27 protein-coding genes, 3 tRNA genes and 1 other RNA gene are annotated in these 26,386 nt (G+C 21.2%); 18 read left to right on the top strand and 13 right to left on the bottom strand.

The window, feature by feature from the left end; genetic code table 11:
* Nucleotides 1-36: 36 nt before the first annotated feature.
* Entirely contained in the window at nt 37-252 is a 216-nt protein-coding gene (gene rpsU, locus AB4W66_RS00255; RefSeq protein ID WP_367674903.1) for a 30S ribosomal protein S21, read from the bottom strand.
* 146 nt (nt 253-398) lie between these two features.
* Here rpsU and tsaD point away from each other — a divergent pair, with 146 nt between their 5' ends.
* Nucleotides 399-1,415 carry a tRNA (adenosine(37)-N6)-threonylcarbamoyltransferase complex transferase subunit TsaD gene (gene tsaD, locus AB4W66_RS00260; protein WP_367674904.1) on the top strand — a complete coding sequence of 339 codons (1,017 nt, stop codon included), beginning with the start codon at nt 399-401 and terminating at the stop codon, nt 1,413-1,415.
* Here tsaD and ribB read toward each other — a convergent pair.
* Nucleotides 1,408-2,055, bottom strand: a complete 648-nt coding sequence (ribB, locus tag AB4W66_RS00265) for a 3,4-dihydroxy-2-butanone-4-phosphate synthase (RefSeq protein WP_367674905.1) — start codon at nt 2,053-2,055, stop codon at nt 1,408-1,410. The two genes, tsaD and ribB, sit on opposite strands and share 8 nt — an antisense overlap.
* A gap of 281 nt (nt 2,056-2,336) precedes the next feature.
* Between ribB and AB4W66_RS00270 the strand changes: the two genes are divergently transcribed.
* The gene (locus AB4W66_RS00270; RefSeq protein WP_367674906.1) at nt 2,337-3,578 is read left to right on the top strand and encodes a tRNA CCA-pyrophosphorylase; all 1,242 of its coding nucleotides are present in this window, start codon (nt 2,337-2,339) and stop codon (nt 3,576-3,578) included.
* A 110-nt stretch (nt 3,579-3,688) separates the two neighbouring features.
* Here AB4W66_RS00270 and crr read toward each other — a convergent pair whose 3' ends face one another.
* From crr to AB4W66_RS00285, 3 genes are all read right to left on the bottom strand, one after another.
* Complete coding sequence (gene crr / locus AB4W66_RS00275; protein ID WP_367674907.1) at nt 3,689-4,192, bottom strand: PTS glucose transporter subunit IIA; 504 nt, start codon at nt 4,190-4,192, stop codon at nt 3,689-3,691.
* Between the two features lie 36 nt (nt 4,193-4,228).
* Nucleotides 4,229-5,953 carry a phosphoenolpyruvate-protein phosphotransferase PtsI gene (ptsI, locus tag AB4W66_RS00280; protein ID WP_367674908.1) on the bottom strand — a complete coding sequence of 575 codons (1,725 nt, stop codon included), beginning with the start codon at nt 5,951-5,953 and terminating at the stop codon, nt 4,229-4,231.
* Between the two features lie 93 nt (nt 5,954-6,046).
* Complete coding sequence (locus tag AB4W66_RS00285) at nt 6,047-6,304, bottom strand: HPr family phosphocarrier protein (protein WP_367674909.1); 258 nt, start codon at nt 6,302-6,304, stop codon at nt 6,047-6,049.
* Between the two features lie 1,074 nt (nt 6,305-7,378).
* Here AB4W66_RS00285 and ligA point away from each other — a divergent pair.
* Nucleotides 7,379-9,145 carry an NAD-dependent DNA ligase LigA gene (ligA, locus tag AB4W66_RS00290; protein WP_367674910.1) on the top strand — a complete coding sequence of 589 codons (1,767 nt, stop codon included), beginning with the start codon at nt 7,379-7,381 and terminating at the stop codon, nt 9,143-9,145.
* A gap of 41 nt (nt 9,146-9,186) precedes the next feature.
* Here the strand turns inward: ligA and AB4W66_RS00295 are convergent.
* Nucleotides 9,187-9,259: transfer RNA gene (locus tag AB4W66_RS00295), tRNA-Lys, on the bottom strand.
* Nucleotides 9,260-9,275: 16 nt separating this feature from the next.
* Nucleotides 9,276-9,348: transfer RNA gene (locus tag AB4W66_RS00300), tRNA-Val, on the bottom strand.
* Nucleotides 9,349-9,501: 153 nt separating this feature from the next.
* Here AB4W66_RS00300 and gltX point away from each other — a divergent pair.
* On the top strand, nt 9,502-10,914 hold the full coding sequence (gene gltX, locus AB4W66_RS00305) for a glutamate--tRNA ligase (RefSeq protein WP_367674911.1): 1,413 nt from the start codon (nt 9,502-9,504) through the stop codon (nt 10,912-10,914).
* A 130-nt stretch (nt 10,915-11,044) separates the two neighbouring features.
* Nucleotides 11,045-11,118: transfer RNA gene (locus tag AB4W66_RS00310), tRNA-Ala, on the top strand.
* Nucleotides 11,119-11,175: 57 nt separating this feature from the next.
* Here the strand turns inward: AB4W66_RS00310 and AB4W66_RS00315 are convergent.
* A complete protein-coding gene (locus tag AB4W66_RS00315) occupies nt 11,176-11,457 on the bottom strand; it encodes a flagellar hook-basal body complex protein FliE (RefSeq protein ID WP_367674912.1) in 282 nt (93 codons plus the stop codon).
* A gap of 209 nt (nt 11,458-11,666) precedes the next feature.
* Here AB4W66_RS00315 and fliF point away from each other — a divergent pair, with 209 nt between their 5' ends.
* The 12 genes from fliF (at nt 11,667) to fliR (ending at nt 22,029) form a co-directional block, all read left to right on the top strand.
* A complete protein-coding gene (gene fliF / locus AB4W66_RS00320) occupies nt 11,667-13,454 on the top strand; it encodes a flagellar basal-body MS-ring/collar protein FliF (protein ID WP_367674913.1) in 1,788 nt (595 codons plus the stop codon).
* Nucleotides 13,451-14,434, top strand: a complete 984-nt coding sequence (locus AB4W66_RS00325) for a FliG C-terminal domain-containing protein (RefSeq protein ID WP_367674914.1) — start codon at nt 13,451-13,453, stop codon at nt 14,432-14,434. Before fliF ends, AB4W66_RS00325 begins: the two co-directional genes overlap by 4 nt.
* Nucleotides 14,435-14,438: 4 nt before the next feature.
* Complete coding sequence (locus AB4W66_RS00330) at nt 14,439-15,179, top strand: FliH/SctL family protein (RefSeq protein WP_367674915.1); 741 nt, start codon at nt 14,439-14,441, stop codon at nt 15,177-15,179.
* A 5-nt stretch (nt 15,180-15,184) separates the two neighbouring features.
* The gene (locus AB4W66_RS00335; RefSeq protein ID WP_367674916.1) at nt 15,185-16,567 is read left to right on the top strand and encodes a FliI/YscN family ATPase; all 1,383 of its coding nucleotides are present in this window, start codon (nt 15,185-15,187) and stop codon (nt 16,565-16,567) included.
* A gap of 32 nt (nt 16,568-16,599) precedes the next feature.
* The gene (locus AB4W66_RS00340) at nt 16,600-17,037 is read left to right on the top strand and encodes a hypothetical protein (protein WP_367674917.1); all 438 of its coding nucleotides are present in this window, start codon (nt 16,600-16,602) and stop codon (nt 17,035-17,037) included.
* A 15-nt stretch (nt 17,038-17,052) separates the two neighbouring features.
* Complete coding sequence (locus AB4W66_RS00345) at nt 17,053-17,415, top strand: hypothetical protein (RefSeq protein WP_367674918.1); 363 nt, start codon at nt 17,053-17,055, stop codon at nt 17,413-17,415.
* Between the two features lie 109 nt (nt 17,416-17,524).
* Nucleotides 17,525-18,199 (top strand): hypothetical protein, encoded by a 675-nt coding sequence (locus AB4W66_RS00350; protein ID WP_367674919.1) that lies wholly within the window; start codon nt 17,525-17,527, stop codon nt 18,197-18,199.
* Between the two features lie 151 nt (nt 18,200-18,350).
* Nucleotides 18,351-19,322, top strand: coding sequence for a FliM/FliN family flagellar motor switch protein (locus AB4W66_RS00355; RefSeq protein WP_367674920.1), 972 nt, complete (start codon nt 18,351-18,353; stop codon nt 19,320-19,322).
* A 29-nt stretch (nt 19,323-19,351) separates the two neighbouring features.
* The gene (fliN, locus tag AB4W66_RS00360; RefSeq protein WP_367674921.1) at nt 19,352-19,777 is read left to right on the top strand and encodes a flagellar motor switch protein FliN; all 426 of its coding nucleotides are present in this window, start codon (nt 19,352-19,354) and stop codon (nt 19,775-19,777) included.
* Between the two features lie 297 nt (nt 19,778-20,074).
* Entirely contained in the window at nt 20,075-20,812 is a 738-nt protein-coding gene (gene fliP / locus AB4W66_RS00365; RefSeq protein WP_367674922.1) for a flagellar type III secretion system pore protein FliP, read from the top strand.
* A 180-nt stretch (nt 20,813-20,992) separates the two neighbouring features.
* Nucleotides 20,993-21,277, top strand: coding sequence for a flagellar biosynthesis protein FliQ (gene fliQ, locus AB4W66_RS00370; protein ID WP_367674923.1), 285 nt, complete (start codon nt 20,993-20,995; stop codon nt 21,275-21,277).
* On the top strand, nt 21,265-22,029 hold the full coding sequence (gene fliR / locus AB4W66_RS00375; protein ID WP_367674924.1) for a flagellar biosynthetic protein FliR: 765 nt from the start codon (nt 21,265-21,267) through the stop codon (nt 22,027-22,029). The genes fliQ and fliR overlap by 13 nt, the downstream gene beginning before the upstream one ends.
* A gap of 174 nt (nt 22,030-22,203) precedes the next feature.
* Here fliR and rpmG read toward each other — a convergent pair whose 3' ends face one another.
* From rpmG to ppa, 3 genes are all read right to left on the bottom strand, one after another.
* Nucleotides 22,204-22,374 carry a 50S ribosomal protein L33 gene (rpmG, locus tag AB4W66_RS00380; RefSeq protein ID WP_367674925.1) on the bottom strand — a complete coding sequence of 57 codons (171 nt, stop codon included), beginning with the start codon at nt 22,372-22,374 and terminating at the stop codon, nt 22,204-22,206.
* Nucleotides 22,375-22,377: 3 nt separating this feature from the next.
* Entirely contained in the window at nt 22,378-22,605 is a 228-nt protein-coding gene (rpmB, locus tag AB4W66_RS00385) for a 50S ribosomal protein L28 (protein ID WP_367674926.1), read from the bottom strand.
* 197 nt (nt 22,606-22,802) lie between these two features.
* Entirely contained in the window at nt 22,803-23,363 is a 561-nt protein-coding gene (gene ppa / locus AB4W66_RS00390) for an inorganic diphosphatase (protein WP_367674927.1), read from the bottom strand.
* 201 nt (nt 23,364-23,564) lie between these two features.
* On the opposite strand from ppa, the gene pmbA reads away from it, so the two are divergent.
* Nucleotides 23,565-24,935, top strand: coding sequence for a metalloprotease PmbA (gene pmbA, locus AB4W66_RS00395; RefSeq protein WP_367674928.1), 1,371 nt, complete (start codon nt 23,565-23,567; stop codon nt 24,933-24,935).
* Nucleotides 24,936-25,034: 99 nt separating this feature from the next.
* Here the strand turns inward: pmbA and rnpB are convergent.
* Together rnpB and rsmI are read right to left on the bottom strand one after the other, a co-directional pair.
* Nucleotides 25,035-25,388, bottom strand: an RNA gene (gene rnpB / locus AB4W66_RS00400) — RNase P RNA component class A.
* 21 nt (nt 25,389-25,409) lie between these two features.
* Complete coding sequence (gene rsmI / locus AB4W66_RS00405) at nt 25,410-26,297, bottom strand: 16S rRNA (cytidine(1402)-2'-O)-methyltransferase (protein WP_367674929.1); 888 nt, start codon at nt 26,295-26,297, stop codon at nt 25,410-25,412.
* Between the last annotated feature and the right edge of the window lie 89 nt (nt 26,298-26,386).

The raw sequence follows: 26,386 nt of genomic DNA on the forward strand, positions 1-26,386 counted from the left end.
ATTTCTAATTAGATAATTAGATTATTTGTAAAAAAATTAATACATTCTTATTCTTTTTGAATTTTCTCTTGTTAGTTTTTTAGATAATCTTTTTATTGCAGAAGCTTTAGCTCTTTTTCTTTCTGTAGTTGGTTTTTCATAAAATTCACGTTTTCTAATTTCTGATAAAATTCCAGCTTTTTCACAAGATCTCTTAAATCTTCTTAAAGCTACATCGAAAGGTTCGTTATCTCGTACTTTAATTATAGGCATTTTTTTCCTTTAAAAAAAACATTTTTTAATTTAGAATAAAATATCTTATACTATTACATAAAAATTTATTTAATTCAAAATTTTATTTAATTTTAGTTTTTCATAATTTTTATGTTTTTTTCTTTATTTTTCGGAAATGATTTAGAATGAGAATATTAGGAATTGAAACTTCTTGTGATGAAACTGGTATTGCAGTTTATGATAATAAATTAGGTTTAATTGTAAACAAATTGAATAGTCAATCTTTTTTACATAATAAGTATGGAGGAGTAGTTCCAGAATTAGCAGCAAGAAATCATCTAGATCAAATTTTTATATTTCTTCAAGAATTTGAAAAAAAAAAAAATTTTTTTAGTTCTATTGATGCAATTGCATATACAGCTGGACCTGGATTAGTTGGTCCTTTATTAGTAGGTGCTACAGTAGCATGCTCGTTAGCTTTTTCTTTGAACATTCCAGTAGTTCCTGTAAATCACATAGAAGGTCATTTGTTATCTCCTATGTTAGATAGTAGTAATTTAAACTTTCCATTTTTAGGTTTATTAATTTCTGGTGGTAATACTCAATTGATTCATGCGAAAAAGTTGGGGGTTTATAAATTATTAGGAAAAACATTAGATATTGCTGTAGGTAATCTTTTTGATAAAATAGCAAAGATATTAGATTTAAAATATCCAGGTGGTCCAAATATTTCTGAATTAGCAAAATTTGGAAAGAATAGAAATTTCAAATTTCCAAGACCTATGATTAATGATTCTAGTTTAAATTTTAGTTTTTCAGGATTACGTACTTTTATTGAAAAATTAGTAAAATTTTCTGATAAAAGTTTTCAAACTAAAGCAGATATTGCTTTAGAATTAGAAGAATCAATTATAGAGATTTTTATTGTTAAAGTTTGTCGAGCTTTAAAATTATTGAATTTAAATACTTTGGTTATTGTTGGAGGCGTAAGTGCAAACTGTAGATTAAGAAATTATTTTTCTAATTTTTCAAATAAGAATGATCTTAATTTATTTTTGGTCTCAAAAAAATATTGTACTGATAATGCTGCTATGATTTCTTATACTGGGTTTTTAAAATTCAAATCTGGTGTTTATTTTCCTAATACAGATATTTTTGTTGATTCAAAATGGTGTGTTGATAGTAAGAGAAAATTTATTTAGTTTTTTTTTCTAAAAATATTTTTATGTCATCTATTGTTAATACAGGAATGTTATATTTATTGGAAAATTTTATTATTTCGGTAGTTTTAGACATAGAACCATCTCTGTTTGTTAGTTCACATAATACTCCTGTAGGTTTAAAACCAGCTAATTTTGTCAATTCTATGGTAGCTTCAGTATGACCTGATCTACTTAAAATTCCTTTTGGATTAGCACATAATGGAAAAATATGACCAGGTCGATTCAAATCTTTTGGTTTTGATTTTTTTGATATAGCTGTTCGAATGGTAGTAATTCGGTCTTTTGCTGAAACACCAGTAGAGATTCCTTTTGCTGATTCTATTGAAACAGTAAACGGTGTACTAAAAGTATTTGTATTTTTTTTTACCATCATTGGCAATTTTAATTTTTTTCTCTTTTCTTCAGTTATGCATAAACATACTATTCCACTGCAATATTTTATTGTAAAAGCCATTTGTTCTACAGTCATTGTTTCGGAAGAAAAGATTAAATCTCCTTCATTTTCTCTATTTTCGTTATCTAATAAAATTATTCCATTACCTTTTTTTAGTTCTGATATTGCTGTTTCTATTCTTTTTTTTGGTGTTCCGAATTCGGATAAAAGAATTTTTTTTCTCATATATTTTCTTAATATAATTAGTTCTTATATACAATTTATGATTTTGATTAATTATTATAATAGTTTAAGAATAGTTTTTGATCAATAAATAATAATTTTTTTTAGATAATAGATTTTTTAAAAATTATCAATTTTATTAGTTAATTTAAAAAAAATTTTTTTTATATATGTTATATTATTTTTTAAAAATTTAATAGATTAATAAGATCTAAAATTAAATTTTTTGTTAAAAATTAACTAATTTAATTATTAAAATAATTTAATTGTGGAAAATTAATTTCGTGAAAGTATATTTAGTAGGGGGAGCTGTACGAGACAGTTTATTAAAATTATCAATACACGATAAAGATTGGGTAGTCGTAGGATCTTCAATAGAAAAATTATTACAAAAGAAATTTAAACAGGTAGGAAAAGATTTCCCTGTTTTTTTGCATCCTATTAGTCATGAGGAATATGCTTTAGCTAGAACTGAATATAAATCAGGAAAAGGATATTTAGGTTTTAAAACTAGTTTTTCTTCAGATGTTACTTTAGAAGAAGATTTAAAAAGAAGAGATTTAACTATAAATGCTATAGCTAAAGATAAAAATGGGAATTTTATAGATCCATTTTTAGGAATTAGAGATTTAAAATTAAGAATATTGAGACATGTTTCTCCTGCTTTTGAAGAAGATCCTCTACGAGTTCTTCGAGTGGCTAGATTTGCTGCGAGTTTATCTGAATTTGGATTTATTATAGCTGAAGAAACTCTTAATTTAATGAAAAAAATAGTTAAAAATAATGAACTATTGTATTTAAAAGGGGAAAGAATTTGGAAAGAGACAGAAAAAGCATTGAATACAATGAATCCTCAAGTTTATTTTAAAGTATTAGAAGTATGTGGCGCTATTTTTATTTTGTTTCCAGAAATTTATAAATTATATCTTTTTAGTACGTTTTTTTTTAGTCAAAGTAATTATTTTAGTTATATGAAGAAAATTTTTGAAAATTTGTCTTATGTTTCTAAAAAAACTAAATCATTAGAAATACGATTTTTGTTTCTCTTTTTTTGTTTTGATTATTATCCAATTTTTTATAAAAAGAAGGATTTTATTTTAATAAATAAAAATTTCATTTCTTTAATAAATAATTTTTGTAAACGATTAAATATTTCAAATTGTGTTCGAGATTTTTGTATTATAATTATTAAAAATTACAGATTTTTAAAAAATATTAAGATTCAAAGTTCAAAAAAAATAATTAATTTTTTAAATTTAATAGATGCATGGAGAAATTGTAATCAAATTAAAAAAATAGTTTTTTTAATGAATTTAAATTTTTTGGTTAAACAAGAAAACTATTATTTTGAAAATAATATAAAACCAGGAGATTTTTTATTTTCTATTTATTTAATTTCAAAAAATGTATCTGTAAAACCAATTATATTAAATGGTTTTAAAGGTGTTAATATTAGAAATGAATTATTTAGACAAAGAGTTCTTGTCGTCGAAAATTGGAGAAATAATTCACTTATTAAAAATTAAAAATATTGTATTTTTTAAAATTCAATTTTAAAGAAATACTATTTTTTATTAAAAATAAATTTTATTTTTTTTAAGCAGCTAAATTGTTTGTTTAACTGCTTAAATTATTACTATTTTTTTTTAGCTAACATTATCACTGTAGTTCCTGCAATAGTATTGCCTTTCATTTTTTTTAGTTCTTTAATTTCATCCATATTCGATATGATTACAGGGGTTAAAATTGATTTCGCTTTTTTTTTTAAGATAGATAAATTATATTTTAGGATTAAATCCCCAACTTTTACTTTTTGTCCTTCTTTTGCTATTTGGGTAAATCCTTCTCCATTAAGTTCTACTGTATCAATACCGAAGTGTACAAATATTTGAATTTTTGGATTTTTAGATTCGATAGAGAAAGCGTGTTTACTTTTAAAAATTTTTCCAATTACACCATTTATTGGAGATAATATTCTTTTTCCTGATGGTTTTATCGCTATTCCGTCTCCTGCTATTTTTTCTGAAAAAACAACGTCTGGAACATCTTTTAATTTTATTATTTTTCCTGACAATGGAGCAATTATTTTTATTTCTTTATCATTTTTATTTTTTTTAAAAAAATCAGAAAATAACCCCATTAGTATCTTTCTCCTTAAGAATATTTTATTTTTTTTTTATAAATTTAAATTATTTTTAGTAAATTTATTTATTAATTTTTCTATTTCGATTGAAGTAGACATAGTTAATGCTTCATTAGCTAATTCAATAGCTTTTTTATATTCTACTTGTCTGATTATTTTTTTTACGTATGGTATAGAAATTGGACTCATACTGAATTCATCTAATCCCATTCCTAGTAAGATGATTGTAGCTTTTGTATCTCCTGCTAATTCTCCACACATTCCAGTCCATTTTTTTTCTGTATGTGAAGCATCTATTACTTGTTTGATTAGTTTTAGTATTGGAGGACTCATAGGATTGTATAGTTTAGAAATTAATTTGTTTCCTCTATCTACAGCTAGAGTATATTGAGTTAGATCGTTTGTTCCTATACTGAAGAAATCTACTTCTTTAGCTAAGAAATTAGCGATTATTGCAGATGCAGGGGTTTCTATCATAATTCCTATTTCTATTTTTTTATCGAAAGGAATTTTTTTATTTTTCAGTTCTTTCTTTAAAAATTCTAGTTCATTCTTTAGTATACGTATTTCTTCTACTGAAATAATCATCGGAAATAAAATTCTTAATTTTCCAAAAGCAGAGGCTCGAAGTATAGCTCGTATTTGTGAGTGTAAAATATCTTTTCTTTGTAAAGATATTCTAATAGCTCTCCATCCTAAGAATGGATTCTCTTCTTTTGGAAAATTCATATATGGTAATTCTTTATCCCCTCCAATATCCATTGTTCGAATAATAACTGTTTGTTTATCCATGATTTCTGCAATTTTTTTGTATTCAATAAATTGTTCTTCTTCACTTGGTAAATTTTTTCTTTCCATAAATAAGAATTCAGTTCTATACAATCCAATAGATTCTGATCCATAATTTTTTGCTCCAGTTACATCTCGAATATCTCCAATATTTGCACTGATTTCTATTCTATGACCATCTAGTGTTATTGCTGGTAATATTTTTAGGTTTTGTAGTTTTTTTTTTTCGATAAGATATTTTTTTTTAATTTTTTCTATTTCTATTATTTTTTCTTTTGAAGGATTTATGAAAATTTGATTGTTTAATCCTTCTAATATAACAAAATCATTATTTTTTACTCGACTTGTAATATTTCCTGTTCCAACAATCGCTGGTAACTCTAATGATCTGGCAATAATGGATGTATGTGAAGTTTTGCCTCCTAAATCAGTTATTAAACCTAAGATTTTTTTTGAATTTATTTGTGCTGTTTCTGATGGAGTTAAGTCTTCTGCAACTAATATTACCTTTTTTTTTATTTTTTCTAAGTTAGAAACGTTTATGTTAAATAGATTATTTAATAGTCTTGTTCCAATATCTCTAATATCAATTGCTCTATTCTTTAAATATTCATCATTCAATTTTTCTAAACTATTTGCTTGTTTTTCAATGATTAGTTGAATTGCGTAGTCAGCAGATTTGTATTTTTTTTTGATTATTTCAATAATATCTTTTTCAAATTCTTCATCTTCTAGTAATAAAATATGACCATCGAATATTTCTTTATTTTTTTTTATTTTTTTTTCTGTATCATTTTTTATTTTTTCTAGTTGTTTTATTGTTTTTGTTTTTATTTTTAAGAATTTTTTTATTTCTGAATCTATTAAATTAGATGAAATGTTTGTTTGATTAATGATTATTTTTTGTTTTTTTAATAAAAATACTTTTCCAAAAGCAATACCTGGTGATGCTAAAATCCCTGAAATCATAACATTACCTTTAACATAATAATAGCGATAATTTATTTGATATTTTTTTTTATAAAAAAGTAAAATTCTTTAATTTATTTAAATTTTTAAAATTTATTCTAATTCTAAAATTAATTGTTCTAATTTTTTTATAGCCGATTTTTCATCTTGTCCTTCTGCAGTTAAAACTATTTCGCTATTTTTTACTATTCCTAAGGTTTGTAGTTTATATAAACTTTTTGCATTTACAGAAGTCCCTTTAAAAATTACGTTTATATAAGAATTAAATTTTTTAGCTTCTTTTACAAATTTTGCAGCAGGACGTAAATGCATTCCATGTTTAGATTTTATTTTTATTTTTTTTTCTAACATAAATAATCCTGAATTTTATATTTTTAAATTTTTTAAATTTTTTTTAAAATTTAAAAATAGTTTATAAGTTAAATATTTATTTACAAATCTAAAAGTTTTTTAAGAAATCTTTTACTAGAATTCAAAGAAACATTAAAATTTATTTTTTTTATTTTTTAAGTAGTTTAATTTTTATTGAATTTTTTAACTTTAAAATTTTAGTATAAGTTTTTATATTTTATGTTTTCTAAGAGTAATTTTCAATCCCTACAGTGTTAGTATGATATGATAACTTTAGAGATTAATTTAGATTTAATAGTTATTATATTGATTTTTTATTTGTAAGTATCTATTTTTTTTTGATTTAATAGATATTAATGATTTTTAAAATATAAATTCTTATTTTTTTTAATATTTTTAGTTAAGAAAAGTATTTTTATTTTTCTAATTGATAATAGATATCAATTTTTTTTTTATAAACTATTATTTTAGAAAATTATTTTTATAATTAACAATATTTTATCATTCTAAAAATTTTAAATTATTTTTTTCCTAAGATTTTATAATTTTTGATATTTTTTTAAATTTTAGAAGTATTCTAATGATTTTTAAAAATAAAAAGATAAAGAATTTTTTTTCTAAAACTTTAAATCATTTTATTAGAATTAATTATATCTTTTTTAAATTTTTAGTATACAAAAATTTGAATTTTAAAAATTTGTAATTTAAAAATTATTTATTTAATTAGATAAATAGAAGGTAGTAGATATTTTTGACATTAGTAATTTAATTGAAGTTAATATTGTTATTAAAAAAATTAGGTTAATGATTTTAAATTAAAATTATTTTAAAGTTTATATATTTTTTAATAATTTTTTTTAATTTTAATGTTTGAATAACTTTAAGTTATAAACTATCTATTATGTAAGTAGATTATATTGAATCGCGAGAAAATGACAAATCTAATTAAAAAATATGGAAATAATTTTTAACTTAGAAACTAATTCTAAAGTTAATTTAAGATAATAGATATTTTCATATATCTATAAAATGTTATGTGAATGTGTATTCGATTTTTTTTTAATGTGAATAATTATGAAAAATGTAAAAAAAAAAATAAAAAAATTGGAAAGAAAAATATGTTATCATTTGTATTTGTACCATACTTTAAATAAACCTAAAATTTCTGATTTAGAATTTGATTTTTTAATTGAAAAATTAGACATACTAAAGAAAAAAATAGGAATAAAAAAAAAATTTTCATACTTGAATAAAATTGGATCTTCTTTATCTAAAAAATTGAAAACTGTTAAACATTTAACAAATATGTTGTCGTTGGAATCTATAAATTCAATCGAGAAATTAGAATATTTTATTAAAAAAATAATTACTTTTTCAAAAAAAAATAATTTAAAGAAACCAGAATTTTGTTGTGAATTAAAATTTGATGGAGTTGCTTTAAGTTTAATTTATAAACATGGAAAGTTAATCGGTGCTTCAACTAGGGGAAATGGAATCATTGGTGAAAATGTTATTCATAATGTTTATGTGATAAAATCGATTCCTAAAAAATTAGTAGGAAATAATATACCAAAATTATTAGAAATTCGTGGAGAAGTAATTATTCACAAAGATGATTTTATTCGGTTAAACCAAAGCTTTCGTAATAAAAAAGGTGATTTTTTTTCTAATTCTAGGAATTTAGCTGCTGGATCTTTAAGACAATTAGATCCAATAATAACGAAAAAAAGAAATTTGTCTTTTTATTGTCATAGTATTGGTTTTTATACTCCATTTTTAAAGTTTCCCAATAGTCATTTTAATTTTTTAAAACTTTTAGATTCTTGGGGATTACCTGTTTATAGTTTAAGACAGTTATGTTTTAATGTTAAAGAAATAGTTTCTTTTTACAAAGAAGTAAAGAAAAAAAGATCTTCTTTAAAATTTGAAATCGATGGAATTGTTATTAAGACTAATTCTATTGATATGCAAAATAAATTAGGTTTTTCTTCTAAATTTCCTAAGTGGTCCATAGCTTATAAATTTCCGTCTAAAAAAAAAATAACAAGTATATTAAATATTAATTTTAATGTTTCTAGAACAGGATTAATTATTCCAGTAGCTAAATTGAAACCAGTTTTTATCGATGGTGTAGAAATAAAGAAAGTATCTCTATACAATCAAAAAAATATGGAAAAATTTGGTTTTTGTATTGGAGATTTAGTCACGATATGTCGTTCTGGAGATGTTATTCCTAAAATTGTTGATATTAATGTTGAAAATAGAAAAAAAAATAATCTAAAACCAATTAAATTTCCTATTTATTGTCCGTCTTGTAATTCTAAGATAAAAAATAAATTTGGAGATAATTTTTTAAGATGTTTTTCTGGATTTGAATGTGTTTCTCAAAGAGAAAGGATGTTAATTCATTTTTTTTCTAAAGATGCATTATATATACGTGGTTTAGGGAAAAATATAATTAGAAAATTAGTAGATAAAGATATTATTTTTAGCCCAATTGATGTTTTTAATTTAAAGATTCGAGATCTTGTGAATTTAAATCGTATTGGAGATGTTTCGATTAAAAAATTATTGTATGAAATATCTGTTTCTAAGGAAACTACATTATCTCGTTTTTTATATGCATTTGGTATTAAAGATATAGGTAAAACCGTTTCAGTCAATTTGTCTTCTCATTATAAAAATATAGAGAATTTAATGAATTCAAAATTTGAAGATTTATTATTAGTTAAAAAAATAGGAAAAAAAGTAGCTAGTAATTTTCTAAGTTTTATAAATAAAGAAGAAAATAGAAAGATTATTTATTCATTGATTAAAATATTTAAATTCAAAAATAATTAGTAATTTTAGATAATTTTTTTATTTTTTTTTTAGAATTTAGTTGGGCTGTGCAGGATTCGAACCTGCGACCAATTGATTAAAAGTCAACTGCTCTACCGACTGAGCTAACAACCCTGATTTTATTTTTTATTGGGCGATGACGGAATTGAACCGCCGACATCCTCCGTGTAAAGGAGGCGCTCTACCATCTGAGCTAATCACCCTGTACTACTAGAACCTTCTATTTTAAGGATTACAAAGAAGTAGTCAATCTTTTTTTTTAAAATTTTAAAATATGTTTTAATTTTAGTTAAAGTTTTAAAAATAAATATTTTTTATTTCAAAATATTTTTAATTTAATAGTTGGAACAATAAAAATGAAAGTTAAAACTCGTTTTTCTCCAAGTCCTACAGGAGTTTTTCATATAGGAGGAGCAAGAACTGCACTATATTCTTGGTTATTTTCTAAACGATATAATGGAAAATTTTTACTTCGAATAGAAGATACTGATATTAATAGGTCTAAAATTATTTATAATGATTCTATTCTTAAAGGTTTAAAGTGGTTGAATTTAAATTGGGATGAAGGTCCTTATTTTCAAAGTAGTCGATTAGTTCGTTATAATCATATAATACAGTCAATGTTAAAAAATAATACTGCTTATAAATGTTATTGTTCAACCAATAGGTTATTAAAATTAAGAAAAAAACAAATTTTATTAGGTAAAAAACCGAAATATGATGAAAAATGTAGAAATATATCTGAAGGTTATTATCATTCGGATCGTTTATATGCGGTTAGATTTCGTAATCCAAAAATAGGTAAAGTTGTTTTTTTAGATCAAGTAAGAGGGAAGATTGAATTTTTAAATAACGAACTAGATGATTTGGTGATTCAAAGATCCAATGGTCTTCCAACATATAATTTTTCAGTAGTAATTGATGATTATGATATGAAAATCACTCACGTTATTAGAGGGGAAGAACATATTAACAATACGGTTAGACAAATTAATATTTTAAATTCATTAGGAAAAAAAATACCTATTTATGCTCATTTATCAACAATATTAAATAATAATGGAAAAAAAATTTCTAAAAGAGATAAAGATAGAACTTTTAATGTTTTAGAATATAAAAAACTAGGATTTTTTCCAGAAGCTATGATTAATTATTTATTAAGATTAGGATGGTCTCATGGAAATCAAGAAATATTCACGATTGAAGAAATGAAAAAATTATTTTCTTTAAAAAAAATAACTAAGTCATCTAGTTTATTTGATAAAAAGAAATTATTATGGATTAATCGATGTTATATGAATATTTTACCAAAATCTAAAATAATTAATAAGTTAAGAAATTTTTATTTAGAAAAAAAGATTGGTATTAATAATGGTCCAAATATAAAAGATGTATTCGAATTAATGAAAATTAGATGTTCAACTTTATTAGATATGGTTGAATCTTCTCGTTTTTTTTATGAAGATAAATTAGTTATTGATCATTTAGAAGTCAAAAGAAATATAACTGCTAAAGATATTTGTATTTTAAAATTTATTTTAAATAAAATAAATTTTATTGAAGATTGGAAAATAGAAAAATTATCTCAATTGCTTAAATCTTGTTTGCTTGAATTAGAAATTTCGTTTAGTGAAGTTGGGAAAATAATTAGATTATCTTTGACTGGAAAAAAACATACTCCAAGTATTAAAGATATACTATATCTTTTTGGAAAAGAAAAATGTCTTTTTAGAATTAAAAATTTTATAAAAATTTTCAAAATCAAGTGACTTTTATAGAAATTTAATTTTTTGTAATAATTTTTATTTTTTTTGTATAAAAAAATGATTTTAAAATTTTAAATTGACATATTTAGTGTTTTTAACTATATATTTGTAAATGTATAAAGATTTTTTAATAGGGGTTGTAGCTTATTTTGGAAAAGCGTTTGCATGGCATGCAAAAGATTAGCGGTTCGAATCCGCTCTGCTCCAATTTTTTTTAATGTTCACTACACAATTATTAAATTAAGTAGTGAACATAATTTTTTATTAAACAGGCATATTCATAATTTCTTTATAAGCTGACACTAATTTGTTTCTAATTTGTACTGCTAGTTGTATGGATAGGGATGATTTTTGTAAGTCAATCATTAAATTATGCAGAGAAACGTTGTCTCTTTTTTCAAATAAAGATTTTTGATTAAAAGAATTATTCTCATCCTGTGAAAAAATATTTTTTTTAAATTCAGAATTAAATTTGTTTGAAAAAGTAGAAGATTTGTTAAAATTTGGACTTGTGTTTTCGATCATTTTTAGACCTTCAATAAACATAACTTCCTCATAAATTTATTTATAGATTTTTTATTAATATATAATATATTAAAGTATTTTTTAAAATCAATATTATTTATGATTTATTCTTAAAAATTAATTTAGTTAAAAATAATTTTTTTTTGTAAAAATGTTATGAAAATAATTTTCCGGATATATTTTTTTTCTTGAATAATATTAAAAGTTTACGTATAAAATAGGAAGATTTCATGAACGTTAGTAAAACAAATAATTTTAATTCAAAAAAATTTATTGAAAATTTTTTTAGTCGTTTTTACATGAATTCGAAATTAGTTCTGATATTAATATCTTTTTTATTAGCAGTTTTTTTTTCTTTATTTTTATGGATGAAGGAAGATTCTTATCAGTTATTATATGATAAATTATCTCAGAAAGATCAAGAAGAAATCGTTCTTCAGTTAACGAAAATGCATATTCCATATCGTATTTCTAAAAACGATGATGGTATTTTAGTTCAAAAAAAACAACTATATGAAGTTCGTTTATTGTTATCTGAGAATGGATTTTCTAAGAGTATTTCAGATTCAGAATTTGATTTATCGAATGAAAAAAAAATTGGAATGATTAATTTTTTTTCCGAAGAAAAAAATAATCAAGTAATTTTAGAAAAAGAATTAGCTAAGAGCATACTTTTGATTCATGGAATAAAAGATGTAAAAGTTCATTTATCTCTTCCAAAAGAATCTATATTTTTAGATAAAGAAAAGAAAACTTCTGCTTCTGTTATTTTAACTTTATTTTCAGGTCAAACATTGGGTTCACATCAAGTAGATTCAATCGTTCGTTTTATTTCAAATAGCGTCACTGGTTTATCTAAAAAAGATGTCATTATATTAGATCAATTTGGTCGATTTTTAAATAGGAAAAATAACAATTTAGGTTTACATTATAAACAATTCAATTATATAAATTTTGTAGAAGAAAATTATAAATCAAAAATTGAATCTATGTTATTCCCTATACTAGGGAAAAATAATGTTTGTGTCCAAGTAATGGCTAATATTGATTTAGATCCAAAAAAAGTTACAGAAAAAAAATATTATCCTAATTTTTATAACAGAGATAAATCTATTCGATCGGAAGAAGGAAACGTTAAATATAAAAATAATTCTGAAATGATAAATTCGTTTAAAAAAGAACAACATTTTAATAAAAAAAATAAAATTTCTTCAGAAACCGAACCAAAAGAATTTAAAAATTATGTTTCAAAAAAAAATAGTAATATTAATTATGAATTAAGTCATATTACTAAAGACACTAAAATTAATTCTGGTAGAATAAATAAAATTTCAGTATCTGTTGTAGTTAATCATATATTGAAAACTACAGAAGGGAAAAAAATTTTTGTCAATGATAGTTATTTAGATAAAATTAAAAGTATTGTAAGTGGAACAATTGGTTTTTCTAAAGAAAGAGGTGATTGCGTTAATGTTACTAAATCTTTTTTTTATAACGAAAATGAAAGGGAAAACAAAAAAAAAATAAATATAGTAAAGAATTCTTTTTTAAAAGATAATTCTAAAGAAAATATTTTAATCAGTAACACATATTTATATTTTATTACATTTTTAATATTTTTAATACTGTTAAATCAATTAAAATTTTTAAAATATAAGAAGAAATTAAACCATTCTCGTTATCAAAATACAAATCGAAAAGAAAGAAAAATTTCTTTGTCTTCTATAAATAATTCTGAATCTGTTTCAGTAGATGATAATAATAAATTAGAAAAAGATAATTCTATAGAAAACAAAAAATTAGAAAAAGATAATAAAAAGAACAAAGAGAATAATGAATTAGAGAAAGATAATAATAAGTTAGGAAAAGAAAATTCTAAAAATAATAAAACAATTGATAAAGATATTAAATCTGAAAAAAACAAGAAATCTAACGATTCTTTAAATAAAATAATAGAAAAAAAATCGAAAATCACTGCTTCAATTATTAAAAAATGGATGAATGGTGATAAATTATGATACTAAACGGTTTAGAAAAAAGTGTTATTTTGTTAATGTCTATAGATTTAGAAAATTCATCTGAAGTATTAAAATATTTGAGTTCTACTGAAATAAAAAAATTAGTTGGTGTTGCATCTTCTATGAGAGAAATTACTTCTGAAGATATCGATTTAGTGTTTAAAGAATTTGATTATGATTTTTTAAAACAGAAAAATTCAATTTCTAATGTTATTAGAAAAAATTTATTTAAAAATTTAGAAAAAATTTTTGGATTTCAAGAAACTGAGCTTTTATTTAATGAAGAATCTGAAATTCGAAATATAGATAGTTATTTGCAAGAGTTGAATCTTCTTGTTTCTAATGAATTGTTTAGTTTGATTAAAAATGAACATTTGCAAATTATAGCTATGATTTTTTTTCATATAGATAAAACTCTAGCTTTAGAGACTTTAAATATTTTTAATGATTCTATACGGACAGAAATCATTTTAAAAATTTCAAAAATTAAATTTATTAAAAGATGTACTAAAATTTTGTTTTCTAGAGTATTGAAAGAAATTTTAAAACGAAAACGAGAAATTTTTGGGGAGGTTATAGGTATACGTACTACTAATAAATTATTAGGATTAATGGAAAAAGAAAAAAAAATAAATATTTTAAAAAAAATGAAATTTTTGGATTTAATGACAGTAAGAAAAATTATTTACTTTGGATTTAAATTTGAAAATATTATTGATTTAAAAGATTTATATCTAAAAGTTTTAATGAAGGAATTAGATTTAACTAGATTAGTTAAAATTTTAAAAATTTCTGATCGTAAAATACAAGAAAAATTTTTAAAAAATATGAATAAAATTGATATAAATAATTTCAAAAGGGAATATTCTAAAAAAAATTTTTTTTCTGAAATAGAGATTAAAAAAGAAAAAAATTTTGTAGTAAATTTAATCAAGAATTTATTAAGAGTTAAAAAAATATCTATAGAACCATTGGAATAATTTTATGTCTAGATACGTATTGTCTTCTACAAAATGGAAAAAATGGTATCCAAATGATTTTTCTATGAAAGAAAAAGTAATAAAAAATAAGTTATCTCATAGAAAAGATAAAAGTTTTATTGATAATTCTAAAAAAATAGTAAAAACATCTTCTGAAAAGAATTCTAATAATTTTAATAATAACATTATTGTTGTTAATAATAGTAGTAATAATTCTTGTCAAAAAAAAGAGATTTTAATAAATAAAAGAAAGAAAGAATCTAAAGTAGAAAAATTAAATAAACAGTTATTATTTGAAAAGAAATTTTCTATTTTTGAAAAAGAAAAAATAGAATTTTTTAAAAATGTTGAAGTTTTTTTAGAAGATTTTAAATTTTCACTTGAATCATTAGAAAAATTAATGTCTTTTAAATTAGTTCGATTAGTATTAAAAATAGTAAAAAAAATAGTTGGAGAGACTAATTCTTTAGTTACTGAAAAGAAATTAATATCAAAAATTAAAGAAAATTTGAATAAAGATTTTATGATTTTTAAAAAGTTAGAATTACATATTCATCCTGATAATAAGCTTTTGGTGGAAGATAATTTTAGGGAAATTTTTTCTACTAATGAGTGGAAAATAGTTGGAAATATTGATGTAGATAAAGGAGGTTGTAAAATTTTTTTTTCTAATGGAGGCAGAATTGATTCTTGTATCAATACTATATGGGAAGAACTTTGTCAACTAATTATTTTTAGAGATTAATATTAATGATAATAAAAGGAAAAAAAATATTTATAGACACAATTAATTTTCTTGAACGACAAGTGAATAAGGTTAATGATACTGTTTATTCAGGTTCAGTAGTAACTACTCAAGGATTAATTTTATTAGTTAGTGGTATTAATTTACCAATAGGTTCTCTTTGTTATATTCAAAATAAGAAAAAAAAACATTTTTATAGAAAAATATTTGAAGTAGTAGGGTTCAAAAAAAATGTTATGTTTGTTATTCCGTTAGATGGTACAATTAGTGGAATTTGTTCAGGAGATCGTGTTTTCCCAATAATTTCAGAGTCTAAAGAAAAAAATAGTTTTTTAGAACAGCAGTTTCCTATTGGTGAAAATATGTTAGGAAGGGTTTTAGATAGTAGAGGTAACACTATTGATGGATTAGGAAAGTTTGTTCCTGATTTACAGGATAGTATTATTAATACGACAATTAATCCAATGTTTCGTAAACCAATAAACAGTATTTTAGACGTTGGAATAAGATCAATAAATTCATTGTTTACTATTGGATTAGGACAGCGAATTGGGTTGTTTTCTACTTCTGGAATAGGTAAAAGTGTTTTGTTAGGCATGATTACAAAATATTGTTCTTCCGATGTAGTTGTTATTGGCCTGATTGGAGAAAGAAGTAGAGAAATTAAAGAATTTATAGATAACGTTTTGGGACCCGTTGGAATTTCTAAGTCAGTGATTGTAGCAGAACCAGCAGGTTCATCACCATTACTTCGAATACAGGGTGCTATGTATGCAACTAGGATTGCTGAATATTTTAGAGATGATAAAAAAAAAAATGTTTTGTTGATTATTGATTCTTTAACTCGTTATGCAATGTCTTTACGAGAAATAGCTTTATCAATGGGTGAATTACCAGTTTCAAAAGGTTATCCTGTTTCTGTTTTTTCTAAATTATCACATTTGTTAGAAAGAGCAGGGAATTCATCTTTAGAATCAGGTTCAATGAGTGCTATATATACAGTATTAACAGAAGAAGACGAAGGAAATGATCCAATTTCAGATATATCTAAATCTACTTTAGATGGACATCTAGTACTTTCTAAAGAACAAGCTAAGTTAGGAATTTACCCGGCTATAGATATTGAATCTTCTATAAGTCGTGTTATGACTGGATTAGTTTCTAATAAACATTATTCTTATATGCTACAGTTTAAACAATTGATGTCTATATATAAAAAAAATAAAGAATTAATAAATATAGGAGCATATGTATCTGGGACTGATTCAGTTATTGACGAGTCTATTAATAAATATGAAAGATTGAATTTTTTTTTACAACAATCTATAAATACTAGTTTTAATTTTTTAAATTCGATTAAAGAATTAGAAAATTTATTTAAAAATTAGTGAATTTGAGTTTTATTTTAGGTTGGCAATACATGTTAAAAAAAATGAATTTGTATTCAATTATAGAAGATATAGAAAAATTAAAATTAAAAAAAATAATGTTTTTACTAAAAAAAAAAAACATTATTTTAGAAACTATAAAAAAAGAAAAATTAATATTAATACAGTATCAAAGTGAATATATTAATAATTTTAAATTTAAAAAATCTATTGGAATAAATGAAATTGAATGGAAAAATTATAGTTTTTTTTTAGATTTATTAAATAAAAATATTTTAATTAAAGAAAAAAAAATCAAAAATAAGGGAAAAGAAATAAAAAATATTATTGTTTCTTGTAAAAAAAAATTTAAAAAAATAAATATGTATAAATTTTTAAATAATATTTTTTATAAAAAAGAAAAATCAAAAGAAATGTTTTTAAATCAAAGAATTTTAGATGAATTAATGATTCTTTTTTGTTTGAAATAAAGGATAACACATTCAATGTTGCTTAAAAATTTAGATAATAAAATAAATAATTTTAAAGAAAATAAGTGTTTGAATTCTATTTTTGAGATTTATCCTAAAAATAAAAAATTTAAGAATATATATAATCACTTAAAAAAGAAAAAATATTTTAAATCTAATAATATTTTTCCAAGTTCTATTTATCAAATTAGTTGTTGTTTTTCTAGTAAAATTACAGATACTTTAAAAGTAAATTTTTTACACGATTCATTAAATAAAAATAATTTAATCAATAAAATTGGTATTTTAAATTTTTATAAAAAAAAAAATAATTGGATGTGTAGTTGTTTTGATGTATTAAAAAATAAAAACAATTTTTTTTTTAAACATAAAAAATAAATTTTATAAAAAATTAAATATTAATAATAAAAATACAGAATTTTTTTTAGGACAAGTAAAAAATTTTAAAAACAGTAATTATGATAAATATATTTTTTTTAATAATAAAATGTACGATAGTTTGTTACTATCATCAAATATATTTAAAAAATTTAATGAAAAAATATTTTTTTTTGATAAAAATAATTGTTTATCATTTTTATATGATTGTGATCAAAAATTTAAAAATTTTAATGATGAAAAAAATATAAATCTTAATGAAAAAACCATTTTTTTTTCTTTTTTTGAGAAAATATATAATAGAAATGATTTTCTTTCAGTAATTTTTTTTAATGATTCTATTTACAATAGAGAAGAATTGAAAAAATTTTTTTTAGAAAAAATATTAAATAGTTTTAAAAAAAATAAAAAAAATAAATTGAAATTTTTAATTTCTTCTAGTGATTTAGAAAATATTTTAGTTGAATTTGGTATAAAAAATAAGAAGATTTCTTTAAACTTTTTTTCTACTAATTCAGTTTTGTGTTCATTTTTAAAATCTTTTTTACCAGATTTAAAAAAACGGTTAAAAAAAAATAAAATAATTTTTGATGAAATAGAAGTTTTAAAAAAAGATTTTTTTAATAAATTTAAAGAGAATGATATTAAAAATAAAAATTTAAAATATTTACAAAATAATTTTTATAAAAGTTTTGAAAATAAATATTTTTATAAAAAAAAAATAAATTCTTTTAATTTAATCAAGCAATATAAATTCTCAAATATTTTATTGAATAAAGATTAAAATTATATTTAATTTTTATTTTTTTTAAGTAATTCAATTTAATTGAAGTATTAAATTTTTAAAAAAAAATTAATGTTTTATAATTTTTTAAAAAAGTTATTTAAAATTTTAAAAAAATATTAAACAATAATTGTTCTATGAGGCACATGCAATGGACGATACTATTAATGAAAAGTCAAGTTCTAACAGTTTTTCTATTTTAAAATTAATGAAAAAGAGGAGTGTTAATTTTTTTAATATTAGTGATGATAAAAATTTTATAAACGTTAGAAAAAATTATATTTTAAATAGTGAAATATGTATCTTTGATATAATTTCTAGTATTTTTATAAGTGTTTTCGAGAAAAAATTATGTAATTATTTTGAATTGAATAAGGTTAATTTTTGTTTAAAAAAGAATAGAATTGTTTTTTATTCTGATTTTTATTTAAAAAACTATAATTTTTTACAATTTAATTTTTCTAGAATTTTTTCTTGTTTTGATTGTGCGTTTATTAGTTTTTCTCCAGAATTCTTGATTGTAATAATAGATTTATTATTTGGGGGCAATGGTTACTATCCTTTTAATACAATTGAAAAAAGAAAATTTACATCTAACGAATTTAGAATAATAAAAAAAATATATGAATTAGCAATGCAATCTTATTGTATAGCTTGTAATAAACAATTTAAATTAGATTATAGAGCTATAAGTTTAAAAAATGATTTTATTAAGAAAAAAGAACAAGTTCATTCTAATAATACTAAGTTAATGGTTTCAGTTTTTGAAATAGAAATAAATAAGTTAAAATTAAACTTTAATATTGGTATATTACTTTCTAAAATAGATGAAATTAAGAATACTATTATTAAAAATAAAAACTTAAATGTTCTAAAAAATCAGAAACAAAATGAAAATTCTTTTGTTAACGATTTTAGTGATATAAAAATTGATGTAAAAGTTAAATTTAAAGATATCTTCTTATCTATTTCTGAAATTGATAAGTTAAAAGTCGGTGATATTATTCCTTTGGAAGATCCAGAAACAGTAACAGGATATTCTTTTGGAAAATATTTATTTTCTGGAAAATATGGATTATTAAAAGGAAAACATGCTGTTTCTATAAAAAAAATAAATTGTTAAATTAATTCTTAATTTTAAGGAACAATTGTATGAATAAAAATGAGAAAAGTTTTACTAATACTCATATTTCTAATAAAAATAATTCAACTAAAAAAGAAGAAAATTATTCAGATACAATTATTGATAGTAGCAATAATGATAGTAGGCAAAGTTTAAAAATTAAAAAAAAAACTGTGAATAATATTGATACAATAAATAACAGGTTAACCCTAGTAGGTTCAATACCTATAAAACTTTCTGTAGAATTAGGAAATAAAAAAATTTCTATTAAAGATTTTTTAAAATTGTCTATTGGTTCAATTTTACCATTGGATAAAAAAATAGATAAACCATTGAACATTTATATTAATGATTATTTAATTGCAGAAGGAGAAATTGTAATTATAGAAAGCAAATATGGTATGAGAATTACTAAAATAATTTCTTCTAGAGAAAGGATTAATAAATTAGAATAATTTATAGTCAAGAAAAAATAAAAAATATTAACCAATTGAAATGAATAATTTTATTTTACAAATATTTTTTATTGTAATAAAATTACTATTATTATTTATTTTATTCTTAAATATATAAGATTTATAAAACTTGATTATTTTTACAATTATTTAAAAAAATTAATTTATTTAAGCTAAAAAAATTAGTTAATAAATAGTTTATTAAATAAAATAAAATAACTATATTCTTTAATTTTAAAAAAATATTTTTTTAAAATTAAAGTAGAATAAAACAACTTAATATCTTGGATAGATACGATGATTTATCAGATTGTTCCATTATTATTTTTAATTTTAATATCCCCTAAAACATATGCAAATATACCAGGAATAATAACTCAGAATTTATCGAATGGAGAACAAATTTGGTCATTTCCAATTGAAACTTTATTATTTCTTACATCTTTAACTTTTATACCTGCAATTTTGTTGATGATGACTAGTTTTACAAGAATTATTATTGTTTTAGGATTTCTTCGTAGTGCTATTGGAACTCCTTACGCTCCATCGAATCAAATATTATTAGGTTTATCTTTATTTTTAACTTTTTTTATTATGAGTCCTGTCTTTGAAAAAGTTTATAAAGAATCTTATATTCCATACAGTGAAAATAAAATTTCTTCTGTTACTGCAGTTAAAAATGGTTTTAAACCATTTAAAAAGTTTATGTTAAAACAAATTCGTAGAAGTGATTTAGAATTATTTTGTAAATTATCTCATGTTTCTTCTAATTTTTCTAACAAAGAGATGATACCAATTAAAATTTTGTTACCTTCTTTTATTACAAGTGAATTAAAAACAGCATTTCAAATTGGATTTACTATTTTTATTCCATTCTTGATAATTGATTTAGTTGTTTCTAGTATATTAATGGCATTAGGTATGATGATGGTTCCTCCATCTAGTATTTCTTTACCTTTTAAAATCATGTTATTTGTCTTAGTAGACGGTTGGCATTTACTTATTAATTCTTTAGCAAATAGTTTTTTTTACTAAATTTTAAAAATATTAGTATTAAATATTAAGTAATTGTATCTATTTATGTTGTTTAAATTGGTTTAAAAAAATTTTGATAGAAAAATTTTAATTAACTTTTTTTTAAAATAAATTTATTATTATTTCTATTTTTAGACTTTTTTTATTTTTATAAATAATAGAATGATAAATGGGGTGTTTATGACTAATCCTGAATTAGTAATGTCAATGTTTCGTCAAGCTATGAAAACTTCATTGCTTTTATCAGCTCCAGCACTGATATCAGCATTGGTTACTGGTTTGTTTGTTAGTATTTTTCAAGCATCAACTCAATTAAATGAACAAACTCTTTCGTTTATACCAAAATTAATATCAGTAATTGGATCTATTTTTATTTTTGGTCCATGGATGTTACACTTAATGATTAATTATATAAACACATTATTTATTAATTTACCTACCATAGCACATCAATGTTCACTTTAAATAGTATCGAATCATTGCATTTTTTAGAAAGTTTATTTTTTCCTTTTTTTCGAATATTAGCATTTATTTCAGTAGCTCCGGTTTTTGGAGAAACAATTGTTAATAGTCGAATAAAAATTGTTTTATCTTTTTTAATTAGTTTTTTAATTTTTCCATTCATACCAAAAATGGAAGATGATAATTTGTCTTTTTTTTCGGCTATTATAGTTTTAATTGAACAAATTTTACTTGGGTATATTTTTGGATTTGTTATTAAGATGGCTTTTTCTTCGTTAGAAATGGCAGGAGAAATAATTTCTTCTCAGATGGGATTATCTTTTTCAAATTTTTTTGATATTAGAAATAAAAATAGTATTTCTTTAATTTCTCATTATTTGAAATTATTAACATATTTTTTATTTCTTGAATTTAATGGTCATTTAGCAATAATTTTTATTATATGTAATAGTTTTTATGATTTTCCAGTTAGCAATGTTTTATATATAAAACCTTATTTTTTTTCAGTTTTAGTAAATTATTCAACTGTAGTTTTTTTAAATGCAATAAGATTTTCTTTTCCAGTTTTTTTAACTTTGTTAGTTTTAAATGTTATTTTAGCAATTTTAAATCGAATTTCCCCTCAAATTTCTATTTTTTCTGTCGGTTTTCCTATAACTTTATTTGCAGGAATGTTTCTTATTTATACTTTAGTACCAATTTCCATTTTATTTTTTAAACGTTTATTTTTAGAAACATATGGTTATTTTACTTAATTTTTTTAGTAAAAATATTTTTCTGAATTATTATGTTGGTAATAAGATTTTTTAGTAAAATATTAAGTTTGTATTGTTTAAAATTAAAATTACCAATTTACGTTCTATCAGAATGAAATTGGTAATTGATTAAGTTTTTTAATTTTAACTTTTTTTAATAATTTTTTAAAAATTTTATCTTTTTATTTTAGATTCTTTATAAATTACATGTTTTCTTATGAACGGATCATATTTTTTTAGTTCTAGTTTTTCTGTATTGTTTCTTTTGTTTTTGGTAGTAGTGTAATAATGACCACTTCCGGATGAAGAAATTAATTTTATTTTTTCTCTTGAACTTTTAGCCATTTTTTATATCCTTCTTTTATTTTTTTCAAGAGCTTTTGTTATTCCTTTTTTATCAATTATTCGCATTCCTTTAGTAGATACTTTAATTTGAATGAATTTTTTTTTTTCAGGTACCCAAAATTTATGATTGTGTAAATTTAAAAAGAATTTTCTTTTTTTTGCATTCATTGCATGTGATCTTCGGTTCCCGAACATAGGTTTTTTAGATGTAATTTTACATATTTTTGACATTTTTATACCTATTTTTTTTTATATAAAGACATATTTTTTTAGAATTAGTTTTTAATTTTTAATATTTATATATATTTTTTTTTGGTTTATATATAGTTATTATCTTTTTTATTAAAGAAATAAATTTTAATAGATTTCTATAAATTTTATATTATTTTTTTTAATATATTTTTTTTTAATTTCTAAAATATATGAATTTAATTGTTTGATTTTTTTTTAGAATTAAGAGATTTTTTTTCTTTTCTTTTAATTGATCTTAAAATTACTTCTTTTGCAATTTTTTTATTTTCCCAAGATATTATTTTTACCCATTTTCCTTTTTCTAATTTTTTATAATTTTCAAAGAAATGCTCTATTTGTTTTTTTAATAATATAGGAAAATCTGTTATATCATTTATACAATTGTATTCTTCTGAAATTTTTTTATCTGGAACAGAAATTATTTTTTCATCTTCTCCAGATTCATCTTTCATTTTTAATAAACCAATAGGTCGACATTGAATAACTGAATTTGATAATAATGGATATGGAGTTACTACAAGAATATCCAATGGATCTCCATCTAGAGATAATGTATTATTTATGTATCCGTAATTACAAGGATAAATCATGTTGCTTGCTATAAATCTATCAACGAACAAAGTATTGTAATTTTTATTCATTTCATATTTTATAGGGCTAGAATTAGCTGGTATTTCAATAATAGCATATACGTCTTCAGGTACATTTTTTCCAGATATAATTTTTTTTATATTCATTTTTTTTTCCATGATTTGATAATGATTGATTATTTTTTTTTATTGAATAAAATATAGTTTTAAAATTTTTAATAATGATTAAAAAATAGTTTTTTTATTAATATTTTTTTTATAGAGAGAATTATTTATAACAGATTTTAAAATAGTTAGGAAGGTTTTTTATATTTGTTTAATTTATTAATTTAAATATGGATAAGGAATATGGAAAAATATAAAGATATTTTAGAAACTGAAAAAGAATTAAGAGAATTTGTTTCATTTTTTTTAGATTTAATAAGAAAAAAATTTTTTCCATTTTCTGCTATGGTTATAGCAAATTATAATTTTGGAATTAATTTAAGTGTTCGTTTTGGAAAATTAGAAAATGTTGAATTTCAAAAAAATAAAAATTTTTCTGTTGTATTATTTCATAATAATAGAAAGGGGTTTTCTTCTTCGAATGATTTTTCTTTACCTAAAATAGAAAACATTATAAAAAAGGCAATTAATTTTTCTATGTATACAAGAAAAGATGTTAATTTTAAATTACCAGACAAAAAATTTTTAGAAATTAATGGTATAAATGATTTAGAAATATTTTTTCCTTATGAAAAAAGGATTGAAAATACGATAGAAATTATAAAAAGTGCTGAAAGTTTTGCATTAAATTCAGACAAAAGAATAATTAACACAGAAGGTTCTTCATTTGCGAGTAATACAAATATTAGTGTTATTGGAAATAGTTATGGAATAATCAATTCGTATAAAAGCACTGTTCATAGTATTTCTATTGGAGTATTAGCATCTGATAAAAACAATAATAAGAATATGGAAAGAGAACATTCATATACTATAGCAAGGGATTTTAGAGATTTAGAATCTCCTATTGAAATTGGAAATAAAGCAGCAAAAAAAGCTATTTCTAGATTAGGAGCAAAAAAAATTTCTACTATGAAAACTTGTATAATATTCTCTTCTGATGTAGCTAGTAGTTTATTTTCACATTTTGCACAAGGCATTACTGGAGTCAATATTTATAAAAATAATAGTTTTTTATATAATAAATTGAATAAATTAGTTTTTCCTAATTGGTTAAATATAGTCGATAACCCACATTTAAAAAAAGGGCTTTTTTCCAGACCTTTTGATGAAGAAGGTGTTAAAACAAATATTTTAGAAGTTGTAAAATCCGGGGTTTTAAAAACTTGGTTACTGGATTGTTATTCCTCTCGAAGATTAGGTTTAAAGACTACAGGGCATTCTGGAGGTATTCATAATTTTATAGTAACTACAGAAAACACAAGTTCGTTTATTACATTTAAAGAAATGTTATCTGAAGTTAGTTTTGGTATATTAGTTACAGAATTGATGGGAGATGGGGTAAATTTAATTAATGGAGATTATTCTAGAGGAGCTTTTGGTTTTTTAATAGAAAATGGAGATATTAAATATCCAGTTAAAGAAATTACTATATCTGGAAATTTAAACAATATTTGGAAAAATATTTTATATATTGGAAATGATATTAATCATAAGAAAAATATACAATGTGGTTCAATTCTTATTTCAGAAATGCAAGTTTCTGGTTTATAAAAAAATTTAAATATGTATTTAATTTATAAATATATTTTTTTAAATAAATTTTTATATATTATATTTTTTAAATTTTAAAAATGAAGTTTTTAAAAAAGTGAAGTCAAGTAATCTATAAGCCGGATTCTGTTTTTGATAGTCATTTATCTAGTCTAATAATCACTTATTATCTCAAGCGGCTTACCCAGATTTTTAGTACGGGTCATACTTAAAAAATCTTTATTTAGCCTTGCTCCAGGTGGAGTTTACCTTGCCAAAATTTATTTCTAAATTTGCGGTGTGCTCTTACCACACCTTTTCACCCTTACCAAATTTATTTTATTAATATTTGGCGGTTTTTTTTCTGTGGCACTAGTCGTAAAATTCCCAGGTGTTACCTGGCACCTTACCCTATGGAGTCCGGACTTTCCTCTATTTCAATAAATATAAAATAGCGACTACCCGATTAATTGAAATCACTCGTCTTATATAATATCAAGTTTTTTTATATTTGTCATTTTTTATGTTTTTTATTGCTTCTTTATATATTTGATTTTTTTTTTCTTGACATATTTTTGAAGTTAATAATATTGATTGTTTTAATGGTAGTTCTTTATTTAATATATTAAGAATTCTTTTTGTTTCTGTTTGTTTTTTTTTTTGTTTTTTGCCTTTAATTAATATAATAAATTCACCATTTTTATTTTTAGATTCTTTTTGAAGAAATTTTAGTATTTTTATAGCTGTAGACTTATAAAATAATTCCCAAACTTTTGTTATTTCTTTTGCTATACTTATTTTTTTATTTTCTCCTAATTCATTAACAATTTGTTTCATAGAATTAATAATTCTATGAGAAGATTCTAAAAAAATTGTTGTTCTATTATTTTTTTTTATAGTTTTTAATATTTTTTTTATATTTTTTTTTTTTGGAAAAAACCCTTCATAAGAAAATTTATTAGCAGGTAATCCAGATCCTACAAGTGCAGTAATAATTGAACAAGCTCCAGGTAATGGAATTACCCTTATTTTTTTCTTTTGACATTTTTTAACTAAAACAAATCCTGGATCATTAATAATTGGTGTTCCTGCATTAGAAACTAATGCAACTGTTTCTCCTGATAATAATTTTTTAACTAAATAATCTGTTTTTTTTTCCTCATTATATTTGTGAAAAGAAATAATTTTTTTTTTTTTAATATTAAAATTTTTTAGTAAAATTATTGTATGAAAAATATTTTCAGCTGCAATAATGTTTACTTGTTCTAATATTAATAATGATCTTTTAGTAATATCAAGAAGATTTCCTATTGGAGTGGGAACAATATATAAACAACTTTTATTAATGATATTTTTGAGATTAAATTTGGTCTTTGTTTTCATTTTTAGATATTTTATTTTTATATATAAGATATAATTATTATTTATAATAAATAATAGTTGATTATATCATTTTTTTTCTTTTTTTAGAT

Source organism: Buchnera aphidicola (Tetraneura ulmi) (assembly GCF_964058925.1).
Classification (GTDB): Bacteria; Pseudomonadota; Gammaproteobacteria; order Enterobacterales; family Enterobacteriaceae; genus Buchnera_D; species Buchnera_D aphidicola_B.

Excerpts from the sequence above, each read along its gene's own strand:
- tsaD (WP_367674904.1), top strand. The coding sequence starts at position 399 with ATGAGAATATTAGGAATTGAAACTTCTTGTGATGAAACTGGTATTGCA.
- ligA (WP_367674910.1), top strand. The coding sequence starts at position 7,379 with ATGAAAAATGTAAAAAAAAAAATAAAAAAATTGGAAAGAAAAATATGT.
- rpmB (WP_367674926.1), bottom strand. The coding sequence starts at position 22,605 with ATGTCAAAAATATGTAAAATTACATCTAAAAAACCTATGTTCGGGAAC.
- AB4W66_RS00345 (WP_367674918.1), top strand. The coding sequence starts at position 17,053 with ATGTTGCTTAAAAATTTAGATAATAAAATAAATAATTTTAAAGAAAAT.
- AB4W66_RS00340 (WP_367674917.1), top strand. The coding sequence starts at position 16,600 with ATGTTAAAAAAAATGAATTTGTATTCAATTATAGAAGATATAGAAAAA.
- pmbA (WP_367674928.1), top strand. The coding sequence starts at position 23,565 with ATGGAAAAATATAAAGATATTTTAGAAACTGAAAAAGAATTAAGAGAA.
- AB4W66_RS00285 (WP_367674909.1), bottom strand. The coding sequence starts at position 6,304 with ATGTTAGAAAAAAAAATAAAAATAAAATCTAAACATGGAATGCATTTA.
- ppa (WP_367674927.1), bottom strand. The coding sequence starts at position 23,363 with ATGAATATAAAAAAAATTATATCTGGAAAAAATGTACCTGAAGACGTA.
- ptsI (WP_367674908.1), bottom strand. The coding sequence starts at position 5,953 with ATGATTTCAGGGATTTTAGCATCACCAGGTATTGCTTTTGGAAAAGTA.
- AB4W66_RS00330 (WP_367674915.1), top strand. The coding sequence starts at position 14,439 with ATGTCTAGATACGTATTGTCTTCTACAAAATGGAAAAAATGGTATCCA.
- fliP (WP_367674922.1), top strand. The coding sequence starts at position 20,075 with ATGATTTATCAGATTGTTCCATTATTATTTTTAATTTTAATATCCCCT.
- AB4W66_RS00335 (WP_367674916.1), top strand. The coding sequence starts at position 15,185 with ATGATAATAAAAGGAAAAAAAATATTTATAGACACAATTAATTTTCTT.
- AB4W66_RS00350 (WP_367674919.1), top strand. The coding sequence starts at position 17,525 with ATGTACGATAGTTTGTTACTATCATCAAATATATTTAAAAAATTTAAT.
- fliQ (WP_367674923.1), top strand. The coding sequence starts at position 20,993 with ATGACTAATCCTGAATTAGTAATGTCAATGTTTCGTCAAGCTATGAAA.
- AB4W66_RS00315 (WP_367674912.1), bottom strand. The coding sequence starts at position 11,457 with ATGTTTATTGAAGGTCTAAAAATGATCGAAAACACAAGTCCAAATTTT.
- gltX (WP_367674911.1), top strand. The coding sequence starts at position 9,502 with ATGAAAGTTAAAACTCGTTTTTCTCCAAGTCCTACAGGAGTTTTTCAT.
- ribB (WP_367674905.1), bottom strand. The coding sequence starts at position 2,055 with ATGAGAAAAAAAATTCTTTTATCCGAATTCGGAACACCAAAAAAAAGA.
- AB4W66_RS00325 (WP_367674914.1), top strand. The coding sequence starts at position 13,451 with ATGATACTAAACGGTTTAGAAAAAAGTGTTATTTTGTTAATGTCTATA.
- fliN (WP_367674921.1), top strand. The coding sequence starts at position 19,352 with ATGAATAAAAATGAGAAAAGTTTTACTAATACTCATATTTCTAATAAA.
- fliF (WP_367674913.1), top strand. The coding sequence starts at position 11,667 with ATGAACGTTAGTAAAACAAATAATTTTAATTCAAAAAAATTTATTGAA.
- crr (WP_367674907.1), bottom strand. The coding sequence starts at position 4,192 with ATGGGGTTATTTTCTGATTTTTTTAAAAAAAATAAAAATGATAAAGAA.
- fliR (WP_367674924.1), top strand. The coding sequence starts at position 21,265 with ATGTTCACTTTAAATAGTATCGAATCATTGCATTTTTTAGAAAGTTTA.
- AB4W66_RS00355 (WP_367674920.1), top strand. The coding sequence starts at position 18,351 with ATGGACGATACTATTAATGAAAAGTCAAGTTCTAACAGTTTTTCTATT.
- rpsU (WP_367674903.1), bottom strand. The coding sequence starts at position 252 with ATGCCTATAATTAAAGTACGAGATAACGAACCTTTCGATGTAGCTTTA.
- rpmG (WP_367674925.1), bottom strand. The coding sequence starts at position 22,374 with ATGGCTAAAAGTTCAAGAGAAAAAATAAAATTAATTTCTTCATCCGGA.
- rsmI (WP_367674929.1), bottom strand. The coding sequence starts at position 26,297 with ATGAAAACAAAGACCAAATTTAATCTCAAAAATATCATTAATAAAAGT.